19 protein-coding genes are annotated in these 23,289 nt (G+C 43.7%); 16 read left to right on the forward strand and 3 right to left on the reverse strand.

Going from position 1 to position 23,289, the window contains the following annotated elements; all coding sequences use genetic code 11:
- Nucleotides 1–51: 51 nt before the first annotated feature.
- Nucleotides 52–876 (reverse strand): hypothetical protein, encoded by an 825-nt coding sequence (locus tag FGL37_RS12790; RefSeq protein ID WP_028072338.1) that lies wholly within the window; start codon nt 874–876, stop codon nt 52–54.
- A gap of 69 nt (nt 877–945) precedes the next feature.
- Between FGL37_RS12790 and FGL37_RS12795 the strand changes: the two genes are divergently transcribed.
- Both FGL37_RS12795 and FGL37_RS12800 read left to right on the forward strand, forming a co-directional pair.
- Nucleotides 946–1,845 carry an energy transducer TonB gene (locus tag FGL37_RS12795; RefSeq protein ID WP_232048690.1) on the forward strand — a complete coding sequence of 300 codons (900 nt, stop codon included), beginning with the start codon at nt 946–948 and terminating at the stop codon, nt 1,843–1,845.
- 130 nt (nt 1,846–1,975) lie between these two features.
- The gene (locus FGL37_RS12800; RefSeq protein ID WP_138096822.1) at nt 1,976–2,479 is read left to right on the forward strand and encodes a hypothetical protein; all 504 of its coding nucleotides are present in this window, start codon (nt 1,976–1,978) and stop codon (nt 2,477–2,479) included.
- Between the two features lie 100 nt (nt 2,480–2,579).
- Here FGL37_RS12800 and FGL37_RS12805 read toward each other — a convergent pair whose 3' ends face one another.
- Together FGL37_RS12805 and aspS are read right to left on the reverse strand one after the other, a co-directional pair.
- Nucleotides 2,580–3,968: a LutB/LldF family L-lactate oxidation iron-sulfur protein gene (locus FGL37_RS12805; RefSeq protein WP_028072335.1), complete on the reverse strand. Its 1,389-nt coding sequence runs from the start codon at nt 3,966–3,968 to the stop codon at nt 2,580–2,582.
- Between the two features lie 97 nt (nt 3,969–4,065).
- Nucleotides 4,066–5,817, reverse strand: a complete 1,752-nt coding sequence (aspS, locus tag FGL37_RS12810; RefSeq protein ID WP_028072334.1) for an aspartate--tRNA ligase — start codon at nt 5,815–5,817, stop codon at nt 4,066–4,068.
- Nucleotides 5,818–6,250: 433 nt separating this feature from the next.
- Here aspS and mraZ point away from each other — a divergent pair, with 433 nt between their 5' ends.
- From mraZ to FGL37_RS12880, 14 genes are all read left to right on the forward strand, one after another.
- Entirely contained in the window at nt 6,251–6,712 is a 462-nt protein-coding gene (gene mraZ, locus FGL37_RS12815) for a division/cell wall cluster transcriptional repressor MraZ (RefSeq protein WP_028072333.1), read from the forward strand.
- 4 nt (nt 6,713–6,716) lie between these two features.
- On the forward strand, nt 6,717–7,631 hold the full coding sequence (gene rsmH / locus FGL37_RS12820) for a 16S rRNA (cytosine(1402)-N(4))-methyltransferase RsmH (RefSeq protein ID WP_028072332.1): 915 nt from the start codon (nt 6,717–6,719) through the stop codon (nt 7,629–7,631).
- Between the two features lie 12 nt (nt 7,632–7,643).
- The gene (locus FGL37_RS12825) at nt 7,644–8,057 is read left to right on the forward strand and encodes an FtsL-like putative cell division protein (RefSeq protein WP_028072331.1); all 414 of its coding nucleotides are present in this window, start codon (nt 7,644–7,646) and stop codon (nt 8,055–8,057) included.
- A gap of 6 nt (nt 8,058–8,063) precedes the next feature.
- Nucleotides 8,064–10,181 (forward strand): PASTA domain-containing penicillin-binding protein, encoded by a 2,118-nt coding sequence (locus FGL37_RS12830; RefSeq protein ID WP_028072330.1) that lies wholly within the window; start codon nt 8,064–8,066, stop codon nt 10,179–10,181.
- Between the two features lie 2 nt (nt 10,182–10,183).
- Nucleotides 10,184–11,641, forward strand: a complete 1,458-nt coding sequence (locus FGL37_RS12835) for a UDP-N-acetylmuramoyl-L-alanyl-D-glutamate--2,6-diaminopimelate ligase (RefSeq protein WP_028072329.1) — start codon at nt 10,184–10,186, stop codon at nt 11,639–11,641.
- Between the two features lie 4 nt (nt 11,642–11,645).
- Nucleotides 11,646–12,890 (forward strand): phospho-N-acetylmuramoyl-pentapeptide-transferase, encoded by a 1,245-nt coding sequence (mraY, locus tag FGL37_RS12840; RefSeq protein WP_028072328.1) that lies wholly within the window; start codon nt 11,646–11,648, stop codon nt 12,888–12,890.
- A gap of 2 nt (nt 12,891–12,892) precedes the next feature.
- The gene (gene murD, locus FGL37_RS12845; protein WP_037534548.1) at nt 12,893–14,266 is read left to right on the forward strand and encodes a UDP-N-acetylmuramoyl-L-alanine--D-glutamate ligase; all 1,374 of its coding nucleotides are present in this window, start codon (nt 12,893–12,895) and stop codon (nt 14,264–14,266) included.
- Nucleotides 14,267–14,291: 25 nt separating this feature from the next.
- On the forward strand, nt 14,292–15,491 hold the full coding sequence (locus FGL37_RS12850) for an FtsW/RodA/SpoVE family cell cycle protein (protein ID WP_028072326.1): 1,200 nt from the start codon (nt 14,292–14,294) through the stop codon (nt 15,489–15,491).
- 10 nt (nt 15,492–15,501) lie between these two features.
- Nucleotides 15,502–16,611 (forward strand): undecaprenyldiphospho-muramoylpentapeptide beta-N-acetylglucosaminyltransferase, encoded by a 1,110-nt coding sequence (murG, locus tag FGL37_RS12855; RefSeq protein ID WP_028072325.1) that lies wholly within the window; start codon nt 15,502–15,504, stop codon nt 16,609–16,611.
- Between the two features lie 2 nt (nt 16,612–16,613).
- Nucleotides 16,614–17,969: a UDP-N-acetylmuramate--L-alanine ligase gene (murC, locus tag FGL37_RS12860; protein ID WP_028072324.1), complete on the forward strand. Its 1,356-nt coding sequence runs from the start codon at nt 16,614–16,616 to the stop codon at nt 17,967–17,969.
- Entirely contained in the window at nt 17,962–18,798 is an 837-nt protein-coding gene (locus tag FGL37_RS12865; protein ID WP_051607363.1) for a cell division protein FtsQ/DivIB, read from the forward strand. The genes murC and FGL37_RS12865 overlap by 8 nt, the downstream gene beginning before the upstream one ends.
- A 25-nt stretch (nt 18,799–18,823) precedes the next feature.
- Nucleotides 18,824–20,197: a cell division protein FtsA gene (gene ftsA / locus FGL37_RS12870; protein ID WP_028072323.1), complete on the forward strand. Its 1,374-nt coding sequence runs from the start codon at nt 18,824–18,826 to the stop codon at nt 20,195–20,197.
- Nucleotides 20,198–20,337: 140 nt separating this feature from the next.
- Nucleotides 20,338–22,041, forward strand: a complete 1,704-nt coding sequence (gene ftsZ / locus FGL37_RS12875; protein ID WP_037534547.1) for a cell division protein FtsZ — start codon at nt 20,338–20,340, stop codon at nt 22,039–22,041.
- 87 nt (nt 22,042–22,128) lie between these two features.
- The gene (locus FGL37_RS12880) at nt 22,129–23,271 is read left to right on the forward strand and encodes a sugar phosphate isomerase/epimerase family protein (RefSeq protein ID WP_028072321.1); all 1,143 of its coding nucleotides are present in this window, start codon (nt 22,129–22,131) and stop codon (nt 23,269–23,271) included.
- Nucleotides 23,272–23,289 lie beyond the last annotated feature (18 nt).

A 23,289-nucleotide genomic window follows, 5' to 3' on the forward strand; every position in this document is an offset into this window, starting at 1 on the left:
GATAGGATCTCGTTATTTTCCCGGCACCTACCGGGAAAATAACGATTGGGGCTACAGGGGTGAGCTATAACCGTACGCCTGGGCACCTGAAATGAACCTGTCTTTATGCGGTTGATAGAAATTTAATTCATAACCTTCGGCCCCCCAAAAGATGCTGATGAAACTGATCCCTTCTGCAGAACGCAGCACGGTTAAAACCTGGAATGCATCGTTGTCAAACTCTCCACCATCATCTACCCGCCAGGTGCTGATATCATCGTAAGTGGCCGGAAAATCCAGGCTGACCACCTGCTCATCTTTTATGTATGAAAATACAGCAAGAGCGGAGTCCTGCTGATGTTCAAATACGGTGAGGTGAAACTGGGATTTGTCATTCAGCATGGCGACTGCGGTACTTTTATTGATTTTTCTTTTATATTTTTTTTCTAACTTTTCCCTGATATCGGCACTGGTCGCCGATTGGGTCCTGCTAAAAGGCTCAGGCTTATAATGTTCTAAGAAGGCCTTGTCGACCAACATACCAAAATCGCCAGATGTGATCACGTTTTTTATTTTGAACAGAGAGCCTTCACTGTTGGCGAAATTCTGCGCCGTTTGTCTACCGTTGCTATCTTTATTGTCCGGTCTGGTCTGTATAAATTCCAAGGGACTGACCTGATGTTCAACGATGACATAGTTGTATTTTTCCGGACTTTCCATCATCTGATCCATTGGAAGAGCTATTAACGAATCTTTTTGTTCATTTAAAAAACCGAAATAAGGCGAAATCAGTTTTTCGTTGTTTTCCGCCTTGGTCACCGCAGTCCGGGATTGGTTTTGAGCATTGTCACAAGCATATACGGTAAATAGTAGAATAGCTAATAAAAGTGATTTCATAAGTGTGTTCAAAAATTTTATGTAATATAAGGCTTTCGTGCATCATAATGAAAACATTTAAACTTTAATATGATGATGAACTCAAAATTGAATATCTACCGTAAGGAGTGGTTAGATGTTGTCTTTGCTGGCCGCAACAAAATGTATGGTGCATATGAATTACGGAACTTGTCTGATCGGGCGACCAATATCGGTCTAGGAATTGTAGTTGCCTTTGTATTGGTGTTTATTGTAGGATCTTATAGCTACAATAAATATTTTAAGCAGGCGTTACCTGCCGTAAAATTGACCTCTGCTGTGTTTAAATCGGAGGACTTAAATGAAATCCCAAGGGAAGCCGACAAGAAAGAAGAGCCGGTAATGATGCCGGACAAAGCACCGCAGCAAATTGCACAGGATGTTTCAAAGTTTGATTTGGTACATATGTCAGAACCTAAAGTAGCGCAGGCGCATAGGGTTACTGAAGATGTTGCTAGCCAGGAAGAACTGAACAAACCTCATACTATGACAGCGCGTATGACACTGAAAGCGAATGCTGCAGGTACCTATGTGGCGAGAGGAGAGTTCGGTCCGTCAAAAAAAGATGGTGCGATCACGGGACATACAAAAGGCATTGTTTCGGGGGGAAGTGAGGAAGCGAATCTGGACGAGCCTTTTATTACCGTAGAAGTCATGCCAAGCCCAGTGGGAGGCATGCAAGCTTTTATGAAGTGGGTTTCTGAAAACTATAGCTTTCCGCAGCATGCTTTGGATCAAGGATTATCGGGGGTCATTGAAGTTTCTTTTGTGGTCGAACGGGATGGGACGTTGACTGATATTGCCATCAAACGGGACATGGACTTTGGAACTGGACAGGCAGCAATAGATTTGTTGAAGAAGGCAAAAAAATGGAAACCCGGTGTACAAAACGGCCGTGCAGTGCGTGTTGCCTATACCTTGCCCATCCGCCTGAGCGCTGTGTCGCAATAAAGTCCTCTTAACGTTATTTAACAAATGCCGCATTAAACTTTCGATAGTCGTCAACACTCTTATAGATAAATAGGTTGAAAAAGCAGCCCTTAATAAAGTAAGAGTTGAACTTATAAAAGAAAGTAAAACGATGAAAAGATTGATGTTAAGTTTGGCGCTATCTGGATTAATGTTAACAGGTTTCGCACAGGAAAAAAAGGATACTAAGGCAGAAGCAAAGGGAATCAATGTTGCTGCGCATAAGCATCGGGATCGGAAACATGATAGCTTAAAAAACAAAACGCCTGAGGAGGTGGCCAAGATCAAAACCGACCGCATGGATCAGAAACTGAAATTTACGGATAAACAAAGGGAAGAGGTCTATGCCTTTCATCTAAGACAGGCGCAGGATCATAAGAAGATCGCGGCCGAGCGTAAATTGTACCGGGAGAAGATGCGGAAGCAGCGTAAAGCGGATCATGAAAAGATGATGAGCCTGTTGACACCTGAGCAGCAACAAACATTGAAAGATGCTTATGCTGAGAACCGTAAAACGCACAGATTTCAGTGGAAAAAAGAGCGAGAAATGCGGAAACAGGAGTTTAAAAAACAAGATGCCGTAAGGGACAGTGAGACAGAGCAAAAAGCAAGCTAGTGCACAAGAATAGAATAGTTTTCATATTAATAATTGGTGAGTGTTAGTAAGAGGAGGGGACCATAGGTCCTCTCTTTTTTTTAACGCAGCACACTTGTTGTCAGTCCCTATTCTTTTGCTGTTCCTTCCACTGACGGGAGAAAGATTTTTCAGCGATTTTAGGCAGTTCCCGCTGGTCGCCCCAGGTTTTTCTAAAAAGCTTTCTAAGAAAGAAGTTCTTGAATTTTCCTCCAAAAAAATCGATTAATTTTCTCCGTTGGATAGCATATGTGTACCAGCTCCAGGCTTTTTTTTCTGTTTTGGAGGCTATTCCCCCTTCGACCGCATCTTTTCGGTTTATAAGCAGCATTCGCTGTATGTCAATGCCGACAGGACAGACCTCGGTACATTTGCCACATAGGGTAGAGGCATAGCTTAAATGCTTAAACTCCTTCATTCCATTTAAATGCGGAGTTATCAATGATCCGATCGGGCCTTGATACGTTGTTTCATAGGTATGTCCGCCAATATTTTGATAAATAGGACATACGTTTAGACAGGCTCCACAACGAATGCAATATAAGCCTTGACGCTGCTCTTTTTGAGCTAATAAATTGCTGCGACCATTATCCAGCAGGATAACATACATTTCTTCGGGACCATCAGACTCATAGGGCTGTCTGGGACCTGTCAGTAGAGTGTTATAGACAGTCAGGTTTTGTCCCGTGCCATGTGTAGACAAAAGTGGCCAAAATATTTCCAGATCTTGAAGTTCTGGAATAATCTTCTCAATGCCGACAACAGCGATATGTGTCTTTGGAAATGTGGAAGTCAGTCGGGCATTACCCTCATTTTCCGTAATGGCAATACTGCCCGTGTCAGCGATTAAGAAATTGGCGCCTGTAATACCGACTTCTGCTGCTAGATACTTTTCTCTGAGTAATTCCCTGGCTTTTAATGTCAGCTCTTCAGCGGAGGCATCCAGCGGTGTGCCAAATTTTTCGTGAAAAAGCTTCGCAATATCTTCCAGACTTAAATGCATAGCCGGTGTTACAAAATGATAAGGCCTTTGGTCGAGCAGTTGTATAATATATTCGCCAAGATCGGTTTCTATAGCTTCAATATTCTTCGAATCCAAAAAATGATTTAACCCGATTTCTTCAGTGGCCATCGATTTTGATTTGACAACCGACCGTGCTTTTTTTCTTTCGAGAATTTTATGAATTTCTTCGAGCGCTTCCTCAGCATGGTTGGCCCAGATCACCTTACCGCCGCGTGCAGTGAAATTTGCCTCAAATTGTAGCAGATATCGATCCAGGTTTTCCATCACCTTCCACTTGAGCAAATTTGCTTTAATCTTCGTGTTTTCAAGATCCGCAAATTTGGTTTTTCCTTTCTCGAAAGCCATGCTGTATTTGTCGATATTGTAATTGATAATATCGCGGTGCCTGATATCAAATGCTTTCTGTGCACTTTCCTTTAAAAACGTATTAGCGGTACTCTCTGACATCTAATCTGCTGCTTTTTCACAAAAAAAAGTTGGTCATTTCCAACCAACTTTTAAATATACTGTTAATAAATTGTTTCTCGAAAGCTGAGTTTAAAATTTATTCTTTTATATCAATATTTAAGCTCAATTCATCCAGTTGCTCCTGATGGATGGTTGCCGGAGCGTCGATCATGACATCCCTCCCCGAATTATTTTTAGGGAAGGCGATCACATCGCGGATCGTGTCCAAACCTGCTAATAGCGAAACCAAACGGTCAAAGCCAAATGCCAGTCCGCCATGCGGCGGCGCGCCATAGGTGAAAGCCTCCATGAGGAAGCCAAATTGTTTTTTTGCCTCTTCAGGAGTGAAGCCCAAATGTTTAAACATCAACGACTGCAATTCTCTGTCGTGGATACGGATGGATCCTCCTCCCACTTCGACACCATTGAGCACAAAGTCATACGCATTCGCCCTTACCTGCCCCGGATTGCTGTCCAAAAGTGGTATGTCTTCAGGCTTTGGAGAGGTAAATGGATGGTGCATCGCATGGTATCTTCCACTTTCTTCATCCCATTCGAGCAATGGAAAGTCGACGACCCATAATGGCGCGAAGGTGTCTTTGTTGCGGAGTCCAAGCTGCGAGGCTACTTCTAAACGTAATTCATTGAGTTGCTTACGCACTTTATCTTTGCTGCCAGCCATGATCAATAATAGGTCCCCCGGTTTCGCGTGGAACTTTTCTGCGATCGCTGTCAATTGTTCGGAATTGAAAAATTTGTCCACTGAAGATTTGACGGAACCGTCTTCATTGATACGTGCGTAGACCAGTCCTGTAGCACCTATCTGCGGTCGTCTGATAAAGTCTGTCAAGGCATCGATCTGCTTTCTGGTATAATGTGCGCAGTTTTCTGCATTGATACCAACAACTAATTCTGCAGTGTCAAACACGGGGAAACCTTTGTCTTTCGCAACATCGTTTAACTCGACAAACTGCATACCGAAACGAATATCCGGTTTGTCCGAACCGTACAAGCGCATAGCATCGGCGTAAGTCATACGTGGAACCGCACCCAAATCTATGCCTTTGATGGTTTTAAAGATATGCTTTGCAAGCCCTTCGAAAATATTAAGTACGTCTTCCTGCTCGACAAAAGACATTTCACAGTCTATCTGCGTGAATTCCGGTTGCCGGTCGGCACGTAGGTCTTCGTCCCGGAAACATTTGACAATCTGAAAATAGCGATCAAATCCGGAAACCATCAACAATTGTTTAAAGGTTTGCGGTGATTGGGGCAGGGCGTAAAACTCACCGGGGTTCATGCGCGAAGGCACGACAAAGTCCCGTGCTCCTTCAGGTGTGGATTTAATCAGGTAGGGTGTCTCTACCTCTAAAAAGTTCTGCGAATCAAGATATCGGCGCACTTCCTGCGAAGTCCTATGGCGCAAAATAAGGTTTTCGCGCACGGGATTGCGACGTAGATCAAGATATCGGAATTTCATCCGGATATCATCACCACCATCTGTGTCGTCTTCTATCGTAAAAGGTGGTAGTTTTGCTGCATTTAATATTTCAAGGTCTGACACCTTAATTTCAATGTCGCCTGTTGGAATCTTTGGGTTTTTACTGGATCGCTCAATGACTTCTCCAGTTACCTTAATGACATATTCTCTGCCCAGTTCACGAGCACTGGCCCGCAATGACGCATCATCATCTGCATTGAACGTTAATTGTGTGATACCATAGCGGTCTCTAACATCGATGAAAGTCATACCGCCTAAATCGCGGGATTTTTGAACCCATCCACTTAGGGTAACCGTTTTCCCCAAGTCAGCTAGCGTTAATTCTCCACAAGTGTGTGTTCTGTGCATATCTTATTGTAATAAAAATTTACGCAAAATTATTGGTTTTAGTCGACAATAACGAATTAAGGTTAGCTTATTTGATCTCGGACTCCCACTTTACTCCACTCATTTCGTCCCGTGATTATGATCTCCCACTTTCTCCCCCTTTTTTACGAGATAAGACTTAAAAGCGAATCTTTGCAGCCGAAGATTTTACAATTCACGTGCACTTATTAAAAAAAAGCAGAAAAATAATATGCTACAGTTTTGTCAGAAAGAAGTGATTAAAAATGCGGTTTAACTGCTTGTAAATAAGGTTTTATTTGTTCTTTTGCCGCTGTTCTTTTTTTTGTTATGTAGCTATTTTTCGATGTGGAAAACTTTTTTATGTAGCAAAGTGGGGGAAAGTGGGAGAAAGTGTATACTTTTACATTTGAATTAGAATAGGATAATTGACGACATGACTCAGTTGATCGGAGAATTCGAATGCAAGCTAGACGCCAAAGGAAGGATGGTGTTGCCGGCTGCGCTCAAGAGGCAGATGCCTCATGTTGAGCGAGATGGGCTTGTAGTGAATCGCGGTTTTGAGAAACATTTGGTTTTTTATCCACGGGAGGAATGGGATTTAATGACTGCTAAATTGGCTAAGTTAAATCAGTTTGATCCGAAAGTGCGGGCATTTGTACGTGCTTTTACGCGTGGAGCGAGCGAACTGACATTGGATGCCGCCGGAAGGGTGCTACTGCCAAAGAGTTTGTTGGAGTTTGCGGGTATCACAACCGAGCTGGTGCTGGCTTGTCAGTTTAATAAAATTGAGGTATGGTCTAAACAAGGTTATGATGATCTGATGGGTGATGGCGGAATAGAAGATATTTCGGCTTTGGCAGCAGAAGTCATGGGAGATATTGATTTTGGAATGTAAGAATATGGAGAGTGTGTATCATGTTCCGGTAATGTTGCAAGAGTGCATGGATGCGCTGGCTATCAAGCCCAGCGGTATTTATGTGGACGTGACTTTCGGTGGGGGTGGCCATTCCCGTGAAATTTTAAACCGGCTTGGGCCTGAGGGTAAGCTCTTTGCATTCGATCAGGATCCGGATGCGTTAGCGAACGTGATTGATGATCCTCGTTTTACCTTGATTCATCAGAATTTTAGGTTTTTAAAAAATAGTCTCCGTTTGTATGGTGTGCGTTATGTGGATGGTATTTTGGCCGATCTGGGTGTTTCGTCACATCAGTTTGATGCGGCAGATCGTGGATTCTCAATCCGCTTTGATGCGGATCTGGATATGCGTATGGACCGGGTTAGTGATCTAGATGCAAAAACAGTGCTGGCAACTTATCCGGAGGAGGAGCTGCACCGTATTTTCGGGATGTATGGGGAAATTATGAATGCCAAGTCATTGGCCAAGACGATTGTTACCGCACGGCTGGTGCAGCCAATACATACAGTAGCGGAGCTTAAGGAGGTGATCCGCCGCCTGGTTCCGAAAGGGAAGGAGCATAAATACCACGCGCAGGTGTTTCAGGCATTGCGGATAGAAGTCAATCGTGAGCTGGAGGCTTTACAGGAATTTCTACTGCAGTCAGTGGGGTGCTTGCGTGCCGGAGGTCGTCTTGCAGTGATGTCATATCACTCGTTGGAAGATCGTTTGGTCAAAAATTTTATGGCCAAAGGGAAATTTAAAGGAGAGGTGGACAAAGATTTTTATGGAAATGAGATCAAGCCATTTCATGTATTGAGTCGTAAAGCGATTACGGCTTCGCCGCATGAGCTGGCGGTGAATAATAGATCGCGCAGTGCGAAACTGCGTATTGCTGAAAAGTTGGATTTGTCTTAAAGTGGGTGAAAGATGAGCAGGAATACAATAAGACAGAAAGAATTGAGCGAAGAAGTTCAGGATGAACTACAAGAAACTGTTGAGGAAAAGGCAGAGGAAACAGAAGCGTTTATTAAAACGCTTTTTACCGTTGGAGACCTTTCCTTAAACAAAATATTGGAGTATCTGCCTTTCGGAGCTTTTATCGCCTTTCTTATGCTGTTGTATATCTCAAATCGTCATTTTGCGGAGCGGACCATTCGAAGCATCGATAAAGTGAGCAAAGAGGTCAAAGAACTGGGCTGGGACCATAAGTCGCTTTCTGCCGAACTCATGAAAATGTCTACCCAGACGGAGATTGCGAAACGGGTGGATTCTTTGGGGCTGAAAGAACGATTGGAGCCACCGATCAAGATCGAAGTAATAGAGAAAAAAGAAGATAAATAGAGAATTATGAGCATCAGAAATACGATTCTTGTACGCGTCTATTTTGCCTTTGGACTTATTGTGCTGCTTGCATTTCTGGTGTTTGGAAAAATGCTGAAGTTGCAGTATGTAGATGGGCAGCATTGGAGAGCTCTGGCAGATAGTCTTTCTATTCAGGAGCGTGAGGTGGAAGCGGCACGTGGGAATATTTATTCCAACGACGGTAGCTTATTGGCTACTTCTGTTCCGGAATATGAGCTTCGTTTTGATGCCATGGCTGTTCCGGAGGAGGATAGTGATTACTTCAATCTAAAAGTGGATTCGTTAGCCATTAAGCTCGCTGAATTTTTTAAGGATAAATCATCGCGGCAATATTTGACATTATTAAAACAGGCACGCAATAAAAAGCAGCGTTATGTACTGATTAAACGTAATGTGTCGCATCAGGATTTGAAAAAAGTGAAGCAGTTTCCACTATTTAAGGCTGCCCGTGTCGGTAAAGACCGGTATCCGGCTGCACTGATTACAGAAAGGAACAATAAGCGGATTTTGCCCTTTGTGAATCTTGCGGCACGGACCATAGGTTATAAAAATGTAAAGGAAAATATACATGTGGGGCTGGAGGGTGCTTACGGTGAGTATATTGACGGAAAAAGCGGTAAGCGATTGATGCAGCGTATTGCTGGTGGGGTCTGGATTCCGGTTAACAGAGATATTGAGGTAGCACCGGTTGATGGGTCGGATATCATCTCTACAATCGATGTGAATATGCAGGATATGGCGCAACGGGCATTGGAGAAGCAGATGATCATCAGCAATGCAGATGAAGGTTGTGTGGTGATGATGGAGGTCAAAACTGGTGAGGTGCGGGCAGTTGCAAATTTCATGCGTGATAAGGATGGGGTCTATCGGGAGAAGTTCAACCTGGCTATTGCTCAGAGTGCTGATCCAGGGTCAACATTCAAATTAGCTTCCTATCTAGCATTGATAGATGATAAAAAAATTGACTCCAGTACAACGGTTAATATCGGAAATGGTACGTGGCCGATTTATAAGCATACTATTAGAGATTCGCATGCGCCTAAAAAGTCTGTGATCAGTGCAAAGAGAGCTTTTGAGGAATCGTCGAACGTCGGGGTTACGAAATTTGTCTACCAGGCTTATAAGGATAATCCTGATCAGTTTACCTCGAAACTGTATTCCTTTGGATTTGGAAAAACTTTGGGTCTACAGATTCCTGGAGAAGGGGTTCCGCTAGTGAAGACCTCTAAAAGCAAAAGCTGGAGCGGACTTTCTTTGGTGCAGATGGCTTATGGCTATGAAATGAAGATTACGCCATTGCAGACATTAACGTTTTACAATGCGGTAGCGAATAACGGTAAGCTGATTGCACCTTTATTCGTGAAGGAGATTAGGCATCTAGGCAATACGATTCAGACATTCAAGGCCAGAGTGCTTAACGACAAGATCGCTTCCGATCAGGCACTGGCTCAAGTGAGAGGGATGATGGAAGGTGTAATGACTGAGGGTACAGGACGGAGTGTTGCGAGTCCGTTATATACCTCCGGTGGTAAGACGGGGACGGCGCAGATGGCGGACGGTGCACGGGGTTATGGTGCCAGACGGTATCAATCCTCGTTTGCAGGGTATTTCCCAGCCGAGGATCCGAAGTACTCCATTATTGTGGTGATCCGAAATCCGCGGAATGGTTACTATGGTGGTTCGGTAGCAGGGCCTGTTTTTAAAGAACTCGCAGATATGGTCTATGCCAATGATATGGAGATGCAAGGGAAAAAAACGTTTAAAGCGGTTAATGTAGGGGGTCGATTGCCGTTAACCTTGCAAGGTTCGCGGGAAGCGAGTAAAAAGGTATACGAAAAACTTGGGATCGGTACGGTAAACTGGAATATGATTGCAAGAGGATCGATAGATACGTCCAACAGAGGGGTGCCTTTTATGGATTTGAAATATAAAGAAGGCGTTGTTCCTAATGTTTTGGGAATGGGGCTGATGGACGCCTTATATGTGATGGAGAATGCAGGATTTAAAACGCATGTTTCAGGGAAAGGTAGAGTAATAACGCAATCATTAACAGTCGGGCAGCGGTTGCCATTTGGGACAACGGTAAATTTAGAACTTAAGTAACGATGGATTTAAAAAAGGTATTGCATGCTATCCCTGTGCAACAGGTGGTGGGTAACCTCGAAGAGGTTAACGTGCACTCTTTGTGCTTTGATTCCAGGAAGGTGGAGCTGGGGAGTTTGTTTATCGCTGTTCGAGGTGTCCAAACTGACGGTCATTTATTCATTGATAAAGCGATCACTTCCGGTGCCCGCGCAGTGATTGTGGAGGAGCTGCCAGTAGAAACACTGGACTCGGTTGTCTATATCCTGGTGGCGGATTCTGCGTATGCCCTAGGTATTGCATCTGCCAATTATTATGGTAATCCATCTGAACAGCTTAAACTGGTCGGCGTAACGGGAACCAATGGCAAGACTACTGTGGCGACACTGTTATTTCAGCTATTTACGGAATTGGGCTATCACGTAGGTTTATTGTCGACTGTACAAAATCAGATCGGTACGAGAATAATACCGGCAACACATACAACACCGGATCCGATCCAGCTCAACGGTCTTTTGCGGGAAATGGTCGATGATGGTTGTGATTATGCTTTTATGGAAGTCAGTTCACATGCTGTAGTGCAGGAACGGGTCGCAGGATTGGTATTTGCCGGCGGCATATTTACGAATATCACACACGATCATCTCGATTTTCATAAAACCTTTGATAATTATATCAAAGCGAAAAAGAAGTTCTTTGATGATTTAGATGCGCATGCGTTTGCTCTGACAAATGCCGACGACCGGAATGGACGTGTGATGTTACAGAATACGGTGGCTCATAAAAAGAGTTACGGTTTGCGTTCAGGGGCTGACTTTAAAGCGAAAGTGATTGAAAGTCATTTTGATGGTATGCTGATGAGCATAGACGGGCAGGAGGTATGGGTAAAACTGATCGGTGATTTTAATGCGTATAACCTGTTGGCAGCCTATGCGACAGCTATCTTGCTGGAGCAGGAAACGGTAAAGGTATTGACTGCGCTGAGTACTCTGACAGGGGCTGAAGGCCGGTTTGAAACGGTAAAATCAGCCAATGGTGTATTTGGAATCGTTGATTACGCGCACACACCTGATGCTGTGGAAAATGTGCTAAAAACCATTAGTTCGCTGCGTAGGCCGGAGCAAAAAATCATTACGGTATTGGGCTGTGGCGGGGACCGTGATAAGACCAAACGACCGGAGATGGCGCAGGCGGCGCTGCGCTATAGTGACCGCTTTTTGATTACCTCCGATAATCCGCGCACAGAAGATCCCTATCAGATTATCAAAGATATCGAGGCAGGGGTAGAGGTGGATCAAAAGGTGAAAACGTTATCTATCGCCGACCGCAAAGAAGCGATAAGAGTTGCTTTTCAGCTAGCCAATCCGGGTGATATTATTCTGGTCGCCGGAAAAGGTCATGAAAAGTATCAGGATGTGAACGGAGTGAAGCATCATTTTGACGATAAAGAAGTTTTAGAGAATACATTTAACGAAAAATAGAAATATGTTGTACCATCTATTTACGTGGTTGAGCGAATACATTCATATACCCGGAGGGGGATTGTTTCAGTACATCTCATTTCGGACGTCCATGGCTGTAATTGTCTCTTTGATTATTACCACGGTTTTTGGGGGGAGATTGATCCAGTTCCTGCACAATAGACAAGTGGGGGAGACAATTCGTGATCTGGGACTGGAAGGAGAGAAAAAGAAAGCTGGTACACCGACTATGGGTGGAATTATCATTATTGCCGGAATATTGATTCCCACATTGCTATTTGCCAAACTTACCAATGTATATGTCATTATCATGATCATAACCACACTTTGGATGGGTGCTATCGGTTTTTTAGATGATTATATCAAAGTGTTCAAGCATAATAAGGAAGGTCTGGCCGGAAAGTTTAAAGTTGTTGGCCAGGTGGGGCTGGGAGCGATCATTGCGTGTACCATGTACTTTCATCCGGATATCGTCGTACGTAAGGGTGTGGATAAGCCTACTTCCACCAAGCCAGTGGAAGTAGTTATTAATGAGGGGACCGGTGAAAAAACATATGCAGAAAATGTAAAATCGTCCAAAACAAATATCCCGTTCTACAAAAATAATGAGTTTGACTATGCGAAAGTGTTCAAAGTATTTGGCTTGCAGAGCGATTACCTGACGTTTGTAGTTTTTTTGGTGGTCGTGATCTTTATTGTAACGGCGGTTTCCAATGGTGCCAATATCACAGACGGAATTGATGGTTTGGCTACGAGTACTTCGGCTATCATCGGGGTGACCCTGGCTATCTTGGCTTATGTGTCGGGTAACGTGATTTTTTCGGATTACCTGAACATCATGTATATCCCCAACTCGGGCGAGCTTGTGATCTTTGCCGGAGCATTTGTAGGTGCCTGCGTGGGTTTTTTGTGGTATAATACCTATCCGGCACAGGTGTTTATGGGGGATACAGGTAGTTTGGCTATTGGCGGCATCATTGCTGCTTTCGCCATTCTGATCCGTAAGGAGTTATTGATTCCAATTTTATGTGGTGTCTTTTTATTGGAAAATCTTTCCGTTATCCTGCAGGTTTCCTACTTCAAATACACCAAAAAGAAATATGGCGAGGGGAGAAGAATTTTTTTAATGTCGCCCTTGCACCATCATTTTCAGAAAAAAGGCTACCACGAGGCGAAAATTGTAACGCGCTTTGTCATTGTTGGTATTATACTGGCCATTTTGACTATTGTAACATTGAAAATTAGATAACGATGCCAAATATCGCAACCACATATTATCCACAGTCTGGGAATCTCGTCGTCTTAGGGGCAGGTGAGAGCGGCGTTGGTACCGCTATCCTTGGAAAAGAGAAGGGGTATGACGTATTTGTGTCAGATAAAGGGCTTATTGCGGATCATTATAAGGCCCAATTGGTGGCTGAGGGAATTGCATTCGAGGAAGGCAGTCACACAGAATCACGAATATTGAATGCAGCTCTTGTGGTAAAAAGTCCCGGAATTCCGGAAACTGTACCGCTGATTGTCGCACTGAAGGAAAAAAATATTCCTGTAGTAGCCGAGATCGAGTTTGCAGCACAATTTACTGAAGCTAAATTGATTTGTATAACAGGCTCCAATGGGAAATCGACAACAACCATGCTGACCTACGAAATGCTCAAACATGGCGGGCTTAACGTCGGTTTGGCAGGTAACATCGGAAAAAGCTTTGCCCTGCAGGTTGCTAGAGAGAATTTTGACTGTTATGTGCTGGAAATATCCAGCTTCATGCTGGATGATATGTATCATTTTAGGGCAGATATTGCTGTGATACTAAATATTACCCCGGATCATCTGGATCGTTATGATCATAAAATGACAAATTATGTCGATTCAAAATTCAGAATAATCCGGAATCAGACCGAGAAAGATTACTTTATATATTGTCTGGACGATCCTGAGACAGTCAAGGGATTGGAAAGGCATCATAGTAAGGGGATTTATTTGCCTTTTACACAAGAGCAGATTGTTGAATTGGGTGCTTATTTGGCCGCCAATAAAACAATGATTATTAATACACCAAATAACGATACGTTCACTATGAAAACTGAGGAATTGTCATTGCAGGGGAAGCACAATATTTATAATAGCATGGCTTCTGGATTGATTGCAAAAGTGCAGGAGTTGAGGAATCAAGCGATGAAGGAGAGCATGGGTTCATATGTGAATATTCCGCACCGTCTGGAGCATGTGGCCTGTATCGGTGGTGTAAATTATATCAATGATTCAAAGGCTACCAATGTCAATTCAGTGTGGTATGCACTGGAAAGTTTTTCCACGCCAATTGTGTTGTTGCTGGGGGGGGTTGACAAAGGGAACGATTATAGCATGCTAGCTGATCTGGTAAAACAGAAAGTACGTGCGATTGTCTGCTTAGGCAAAGATACTGCAGCTATACACGAGGCTTTTGAACAGGATGTGGAGATTATTGTCAATAGTACCTCTATGCAGGACGCAGTGGTACTGTCTTCTCATCTGGCGCAAAAAGGAGATACGGTATTATTGTCTCCGGCTTGTGCAAGTTTTGACTGGTTTAAAAATTATGAAGACCGGGGGGACAAGTTTAAAGCGGCAGTAATGGAATTATAAAAGTATAACCCACAGGAATAAGGATATGCTACAGAACATAATGTCTAAATTGAAAGGTGATCGATGGATATGGATCATAGTGATTATCCTCTCGGGATGGTCTCTTTTGGCTGTATATAGTTCGGTCGGCACCTTGGCCTATAAGGAAGGTAAGGGTACGGAAATGTATCTGTTAAAGCATTTTTCCATCATTGCCATAGGCTTTGTGCTGATGTATCTTTCTCACAAGCTGGACTACCGCTATTATGCGGGTATTTCAAAAATAATGATGGGAATAACGATCCCTTTGCTCTTGTTCACTTTACTTTTTGGAAGTAAAGTGAACGAAGCCAGCCGCTGGCTGACCATACCCGGTATTGGATTGACGTTCCAGACTTCGGATTTAGCTAAGCTATCGCTTATTGTTTTTCTCGCACGCATGTTGTCCCGTAAGCAGGAAGAGATAAAGGATGTTAAAAAATCCTTTCTACCAATCATGGGCTCTGTATGTGGCGTTTTTATTCTGATCGCCTTGGCGAATCTTTCGACAGCATTAATGTTGTTTGGTGTGAGTGTACTTTTATTGCTGATCGGCCGGATTTCGTTTAAGCAGATTGCGATTGTCTGCTGTGGTGGCGGAGTGCTGCTGTTGATGGTGATTTTTTTCGGTCCGCGCCGGGCGACCTATATCAGTCGGGTGAAATCATTTTTCCAGACCGAAAAAGTAGAGAAAACAGTATCCTTCCAAGATGACAAAAATTATCAGGCGAACAATGCGAAAATAGCGATTGCTACAGGCGGTTTGCTGGGTAAGGGGCCGGGCAATAGTGTGCAGCGTAATGTGTTGCCCCATCCATATTCAGATTTCATTTACGCCATTATTATTGAAGAATATGGTACTATTGGTGGTGTTATTCTACTCTTCCTATACTTGGCGTTTATGTATCGTTGCATCCGTATTGTGACCATGAGCCCTAAAGCGTTTGGGACGTTTTTGGCTGCAGGGCTGGGGTTTAGTTTGACTATACAGGCGCTGGCCAATATGGCTGTAGCGGTTGGTCTGGGGCCTGTGACCGGTGTACCGCTTCCTTTGGTGAGTATGGGCGGTACATCAATCTTATTCACTAGTGTAGCACTAGGGATTATCCTAAGTGTGAGCAGAAATATTGAAGAATTAAAAGGAAAAGAACAGTTGGAAGAAAAAGCGAAACCCAAGAAAGTGGTGATCGGCTCAATTCCGGCCTAATAGAGTAAGCATGGCAATTCGTGTAATCATAAGTGGGGGTGGAACCGGAGGACATATCTTTCCGGCGATTTCAATTGCAAATGCATTGAAAGCGATGGATTCTGCAAATGAGATTTTATTTGTGGGTGCCAATGGCCGTATGGAAATGGACAAAGTGCCTGCTGCGGGGTATGACATTGTTGGACTGGATATTCAGGGTATCAATAGAAAGCAGCTCTGGAAAAATATCCTTTTGCCATTTAAATTGATGAAGAGTCTGAATAAGGCCAAAAAAGTGATCCGGGAGTTTAAACCGGATGTTGCTGTCGGTGTGGGCGGTTTTGCTTCAGGACCGTTATTGATGACAGCAAATAAAGTCGGTGTTCCGACTCTGGTACAAGAACAGAATTCATACGCCGGTGTCACCAACAAAAAAGTAGGTGCTAAGGCCGCCCGCATCTGTGTTGCCTATGAAGGAATGGATCAGTTTTTTCCAGCGGACAAAGTGCTGCTGACAGGTAATCCGATACGAAGAGAATCTGTTGCTATCGAGGGGAAAAGGGAAGAGGCGATAGCCTTCTTTGGTCTCGAGCAGAGCAGAAAAACAATTCTGGTTCTTGGTGGTAGTTTAGGCGCGAGAACATTAAATGAAAGCGTTGTCGCCTATTTGGACTTATTGCGTGATGAAGACGTACAGCTTATCTGGCAATGTGGCAGTTTTTATATAGAAGGGCTGCGTGCTCAATTGGAAGGAAAAATTCCAGGTAATGTCAAGATGATGGCCTTCCTTCAGAAGATGGATTACGCCTATGCAGCAGCCGATTTAATTATTAGCAGGGCAGGTGCTGGAACTATTTCTGAGTTGTGTGTAATTGGTAAGCCGGTGATTTTGGTCCCCTCACCGAATGTTGCCGAAGATCATCAGACTAAGAATGCGATGGCCTTGGTCAACAAGCAGGCAGCCGTGTTGATTAAGGATGGGGATGCGAAGAAAGATTTGATCCCGGCTGCCCTGGAATTATTAAAGGATCATCAACAGGCTGCGGGGTTAGGCGAGCAGATAAAGAAGCTAGGAAAGTTGGATGCAGATAAGCAGATAGCTGCCGAAGTTTATCAATTAGCAAGTAAAAATCGAGGATAGGTATGAATCTGGATGCAATAAAACAAGTATACTTGATTGGAATAGGCGGAATCGGCATGAGTGGCCTGGCACGCTATTTTAAGCATTTGGGCTGTGTGGTGTGTGGATATGATCGGACGGAGACAGAACTGACCAGGACGCTGGTCAAGGAAGGGATTCCGATTGTTTACCAAGATGATGTGGAGACTATTGATCCCATTTTTCACAACGTGAGCGAGGCTACACTGGTCATCTTCACCCCAGCGATTCCAAAAGATTCCAAGATCAAGGCTTTTTTTGAGGGGCGGGGGCATATACTTTATAAAAGATCCCAAGTACTGGGGATTATAAGTGAGAGCAGATATACCATTGCCGTTGCAGGTACCCACGGCAAGACGACCACCTCAACGATGGTTGCTCATGTGCTAAAAGACTCTGGTTACGATTGCTCGGCCTTTTTAGGTGGTATCAGCTCGAATTATGAAACGAATGTACTCTATGGCAACAACAATACCGTGGTAGTCGAGGCAGACGAATTTGACCGTTCGTTTCTGACGCTGCATCCCAATATAGCCATTGTGACGTCTTCGGATGCCGATCATTTGGATATTTACGGTGATAAGAGCCATTTGCTCGAATCTTTTCAGCTGTTTTTGGATAAAGTGGTGGAAGGTGGTACCCGGATCATAAAGAAAGGGCTTGAATTTAAAGGACAGATCAGCTATTCTGGCCAGGAGGCTGCCGATGCTTATGCATCTAATGTGCACGTCCGTGATGGCGAGTTCTTCTTTGACTATCAGGATGCTAAAGGAAAAATCGAAGACATTCATTTGGGTATTCCTGGAATTCACAACGTGGAAAATGCCGTCGCTGCTATCACGGTCGCAAGGTTATTGGATATTTCTGACGCGGCCATCAAAAAAGCGTTGACGACTTTCAAAGGAGTTAAAAGAAGATTTGAATATATCGTTCGTAGGCCCGAAGCCATTTATATTGATGACTATGCCCATCACCCCGAAGAGCTGCGTGCGTTTCTGACATCAATGAGAAAGCTGTATCCAGCAAAGAAACTAAATGTGGTCTTTCAGCCCCATTTGTTTACCCGTACACGGGATTTCGTGGACGGCTTTGCCGAGGTGCTGTCCATGGCAGACAATCTGTTGTTGATGGAAATATATCCCGCGCGGGAACTTCCGATTGAGGGCGTTAACTCAAGCTGGTTGCTGGAGAAAATTACGGCGCCGCAAAAGCGGATTGCAACTGCGGCAGAGGTTCTTGACTTCGCAAGGAATGAAAAGCCGGAACTTCTCGTTACAGTCGGCGCTGGCGATATTGATAAATTGGTAAAACCGTTACAGGAGATTTTTGAGCATGCTTAAAAAATTGCGTGACATACAATGGAATCGTGTCCTCTACTTTACCCTATTTTTTATTGGGGTGATCGTTGTGGTCGTGATTATGACAATTGTGGGGAAACGTGATGAACAACAGCCTTGTAAAGAAGTGAAAATTGTTATTGAGGGGACAGAAGCTTTTATTGACCAAGCAGATATTTCCAAGATGATCAAACAGAATTATGGAAACTTTGTCGGGAAAAAAGTCAATGATATTCCCTTTCATCGGGTCGAGGAGACCCTGAAAAAGCTGCCCTATGTGGCGGACGCCAGCGTCCATTCGGATATGGACGGTACTGTGAGCATACATATTGATCAGCGCGAGGCTGTTATGCGGGTTATCAACAAAAATGGGCGAGAGTTTTATGTCGATCCAAAAGGACTAAAGATACCAACCACATTAAAGTATATTCCGCACATTATGGTCGCAACAGGTAACATCGCCGAAGGATACAATGAAGCGCTGGACACCATATCGACACCATTGGTAAAAGATCTGGTGAAAGTAGCTGAATTTATAGGGAAAGATGAATTGTGGAGCAATCAGGTTGTGCAGATCTATGTCAACGCGGATCAGGACATTGAGCTCGTGCCCCGTGTGGGATCGCAGCAGTTAATTGTCGGCTCAGCGGATTCTCTGGAACAGAAATTTGAATTATTAAAAACATTCTATACGCAGATAATGCCTAAAGTCGGCGTAAATGCTTATGGAGTGGTGAATGTAAAATATGGGGGTCAGATCATCTGTGAAAAACGTGGAAACTGGAGTTTTTCGGATGACCAAACAAAAAAAATAGCAAATAATACATTATAGTAATACAGCAACAATACAGGAAATTATGAACTCAAAGGCAGCAGAAATTGAAAGAGAAAACCCAATTATCGTGGGACTCGATATTGGTACTACCAAAATTTGTGTTACGGTTGGGAGACGTAGCTCAGGAAACAAAATTGAACTATTAGGTGTGGGCAAAGCCGAATCTGCCGGTGTGAGCAGAGGAGTTGTCGCCAACATCCAGAAAACTGTGGGAAGTATTCTGGAGGCGGTTGAAATAGCCGAGGCACAGTCTAATGTGGATATTAAAGTGGTTAATGTGGGGATCGCCGGTCAGCACATTAAGAGTATTCAGCATCGTGGAATATTTACCAAGACTGATGGTGATGATGAAATCGTTCGGAGAGATATCGAACGCTTGATTTCGGATATGTATAAACTGGTACTGCCTCCAGGAGAAGAAATTATACATGTGTTGCCTCAAGAGTTTACGGTAGATAATGAACCCGGTATACGGGAACCCATCGGCATGGCCGGTCGTCGCATAGAAGCAAATTTCCATATTATTTCGGGACGAGTTACCGATATCAAAAATATTAAGAAATGTATTGATAATTCCAATTTGGAAGTTGCTGAATTGATCCTGGAACCGTTGGCATCTTCTGAAGCTGTATTGGATGAAGATGAAAAGAATGCTGGTGTTGTATTAGTTGATATTGGTGGTGGAACGACAGATGTGGCCATCTTCCATGAGGGTATTATCCGTCATACGGCCGTTATTCCTCTTGGGGGTAATATTGTGACCGAAGACATCCGTCAAGGTTGCTCTGTATTGCGCTCCCAAGCCGAATTGTTAAAGACACGGTTCGGATCTGCTCTGGCTGATGAGAACAAAGAAAATGAAGTGATCTGTGTACCCGGACTAAAAGGCCGTGAACCGAAGGAAATTTCCGTCAAAAACCTCGCTTATATCATACAAGCCCGTATGGAGGAAATTATCGAACACGTATACTATGAGATTAAATCGTCCGGTTACGAGAATAAACTTATTGGTGGTATCGTTATCACCGGAGGTGGGGCACAACTAAAACATCTTGTGCAGCTTGTCGAATATATCACAGGAATCGATTGTCGGGTGGGGTTCCCAAATGAATATCTATCCAAGAACGAAGTACTGCCCAAGCCTCTTTTTGAAGAGCTCAAGAGCCCCTTGTATGCGACCAGTATTGGTTTGCTGATCAAAGGTATTCAATCCCACGAAGAGGAAGAAGATAGCCGTAGGGAAATGCTTGCTCCGGTAAAGAAGTCACAACCTACAGCGACCACAAAGGAAGTGTCCGAACAGCAACAAAAGGAGCAGGGATTGCTATCTTGGTTCAAACGGTTTATTAAGGATGGAAATGAGATTGATGATGCAAGTTTTTTAGATAAAAAGTAAGTTTTCCACAATGATTGAAGTTTTCCACAATTTCACAAATGTGGAAAACTTTTGTTGAAATTATATTATTATTACATTACATATAGTGGGCTTGGCGTACTTCGGTATCGTGTTCATTATAAGTTAAATAGGGATAAGTTATGTCAATACAGTTTGAAATGTTAAAAGAGCAATCTTCAATAATTAAGGTTATTGGAGTCGGCGGTGGTGGCGGCAATGCGGTCAACCATATGTATAAACAAGGGATTAGCGGGGTAGATTTTATCGTGTGCAATACCGATGCGCAAGCGTTGGAATTGAGCCCGATTCCCAATAAAGTTCAATTGGGGATAAGTCTGACCGAAGGTATGGGCGCTGGTGCAGATCCTGATGTAGGTGAAAATTCGGCGATCGAAAGTATTGAAGAGATCAAACGTATGTTGGGCACCAATACCAAGATGTTATTTATCACAGCAGGTATGGGGGGCGGTACCGGTACTGGAGCAAGTCCTGTATTAGCCAAAGCAGCCAAAGAACTGGGCATTCTCACTGTCGCTATTGTCACAACTCCTTTTACATTTGAAGGAAAGCGCCGTCGCTCTCAGGCTGAAGAAGGGCTTTCTGAGCTGCGTAAATATGTGGATTCCTATCTGGTGATCTCCAATGACCGTCTGCGCGAAATTTTTGGAAACTTAACCATGACTGCCGCTTTTGCGAAAGCAGATGATATCTTAACTACTGCAGCGAAAGGTATTGCCGAAATCATCACTATCCCCGGTTATGTCAACGTCGATTTCAAGGATGTTCGTACTGTAATGAATGATAGCGGAGTTGCCATTATGGGTAATGCCGTTGCTGAAGGTGAAGACCGTGCGCTTAGAGCTGTAGAAGGTGCTTTGGCATCGCCATTATTGAAAGATAATGAAATCGAAGGCGCGCGTTATATTTTGTTGAACATCACTTCCGGAACTAAAGAGGTGACGATGGATGAGGTCGCCATCATTACGGATTACATCCAGGAGAAAGCGGGTTTGTCAGCGGATTTAATCTGGGGTAACTGTATCGACGAAAACTTTGAGGACGAGCTATCGGTAACCATCATCGCGACAGGTTTCCAGACATCGGAAGAACGTGACAAAGAACGTGAAAATACAAAGGTGTCTATGCCCTTGACACCGGAGCCCGTTAATTCTTTTGTGAAGCCTGTATCTCAGGTTGCTCCAAAGGAAACACCTGCTACAAATAGTTTTGTGACTCCGGTACACCGCGTGGAAACTGCAGCTCCTTCGACAAATAATCCGTCGACCCCAAACAATACATTGCAATCTGACCTGTTCACTGCTCCGAAAAATGCGGTACAGCAACACGTGGCTGTTGAAGAACCGCAGGTAATACGCCACGATCTAGGTCATGATAGTGCATATGAGGAGGAAGCGTCATTTGATGAAAACGAATTTCAGTTAAAAACCTCGCCCTCAGTCTTTCAGTTTCAAATGCCTACTGTCTTTGATTCGTACACGACTCCATCAGCTTCGGACTACGAAGAAAAGACAAGTTTTTCTTCCAGCACAACCAATGAACACGTAGGACTACCACAAGTAGAAGAAGAACAGGTTTCCTTTGAGGACCAGCTGGTGCGTACCAAAGAACGTATTTTACGTTTGAAAGAGCTGAGCATGAAATTGAAGTCTTCAAACGGTTTACATGAACTCGAAAACGAGCCTGCATATAAAAGGAAGCAAATGTCATTGGAAGATACACCTCATTCTTCGCAATCGCAGGTGTCCCGTTTTACACTTTCTTTTGAAGATGGTAACACGGAAATCCGGCCAAATAATTCCTTTCTCCATGACAATGTAGATTAATGTAATTGACATAAAACTAAAAAAGCCATTCGATCGGATGGCTTTTTTAGTATCTTTAGAAACCGATACAATACAATTATATAAGCTATGACTACAAAATTAAATAACCCTGTATGGGTAATGAGTTCTGCCTTTGACAAATTGTCCCTGCCTGAATTGATTCAAACGACAAAACGGATCGGTGCTGGTGGGATAGATCTTTGCGTGTTTAGAAAAGATGGTACGCGAGAAGATCATACAGCTACACATTTAGATTACGATGGATTTACACCGGCAAAGGCGAAAGAAACATTGGAACTATTTAATCAAGCTGACTTGAAGCTTTCTCTTGGAGCCTTTGAAAATATGATCGGTGGAGATCCTGAACAACGTGTGAAAAACCAAAACCATCTATTAAAGTTAATTCGTATTGCCCATTTGCTTGGGGGAGATGAAAATAATGTTAAAGTGGGTACTTTTGTCGGTTATAACCACGAGCTCGGTAATCAGATCGATGGATTTCAGAAGAATCTGGATGAGTACAAGCGTATATTTGAACCTATTGTCCGCTATGCGGAAGGGTTGGGAGTGACCATCCTGTATGAAAATTGCCCTATGGAAGGCTGGCGTTCGTCGCGTTACAGTTCAACTTATAATAACCTGCCTGCTGTCTTGGCTGCCCGTAAATTGATGTATGCAATGATACCGAGTCAGGCCCACGGCGAAATCTACGATCCCTCACATGATGTGTGGCAGAATACGAATCCGATTGAGGTGATTCGGAATACGGATATCAAGCGTTTGCAGCGAATCCACGTAAAGACTACACGCAATCTGGAAACGGCTGCCCGTGTAGACTGGGGGGGCATGTATCCCATGCAGCACGTCGATGCCGAACTTGCTAAAAAAGCAAATGTAAGTATTCCCGTACACGACTGGGATAGACATCATTACGAAGCGATGCTTCCCGGATTCGGTGGGTCGGACAGCATGGACTGGCGTGGATTTGTGGACCTGTTGCAGGATCGTGGTTTCGATGGCCCTTTTGAGATTGAAAATGAGGCTAAAAATTCGAAAGACACAGGTGATTTTTCTGCGACGGTACAGGGCTTCACAACTTGTCTGAACTTTTTGGCACCGATGTTATGGGATCTCGAAGCTGAGGTGGGGTATGCGTACCGAAAGTCTGAGCCATTGAAAGATTTTAATGTGAAGGATATCCCAGTAGTCACTATGGATGACCTGGTTTAACATAAAATGCACTCCAAC

Source organism: Sphingobacterium thalpophilum (assembly GCF_901482695.1).
GTDB lineage: Bacteria > Bacteroidota > Bacteroidia > Sphingobacteriales > Sphingobacteriaceae > Sphingobacterium > Sphingobacterium thalpophilum.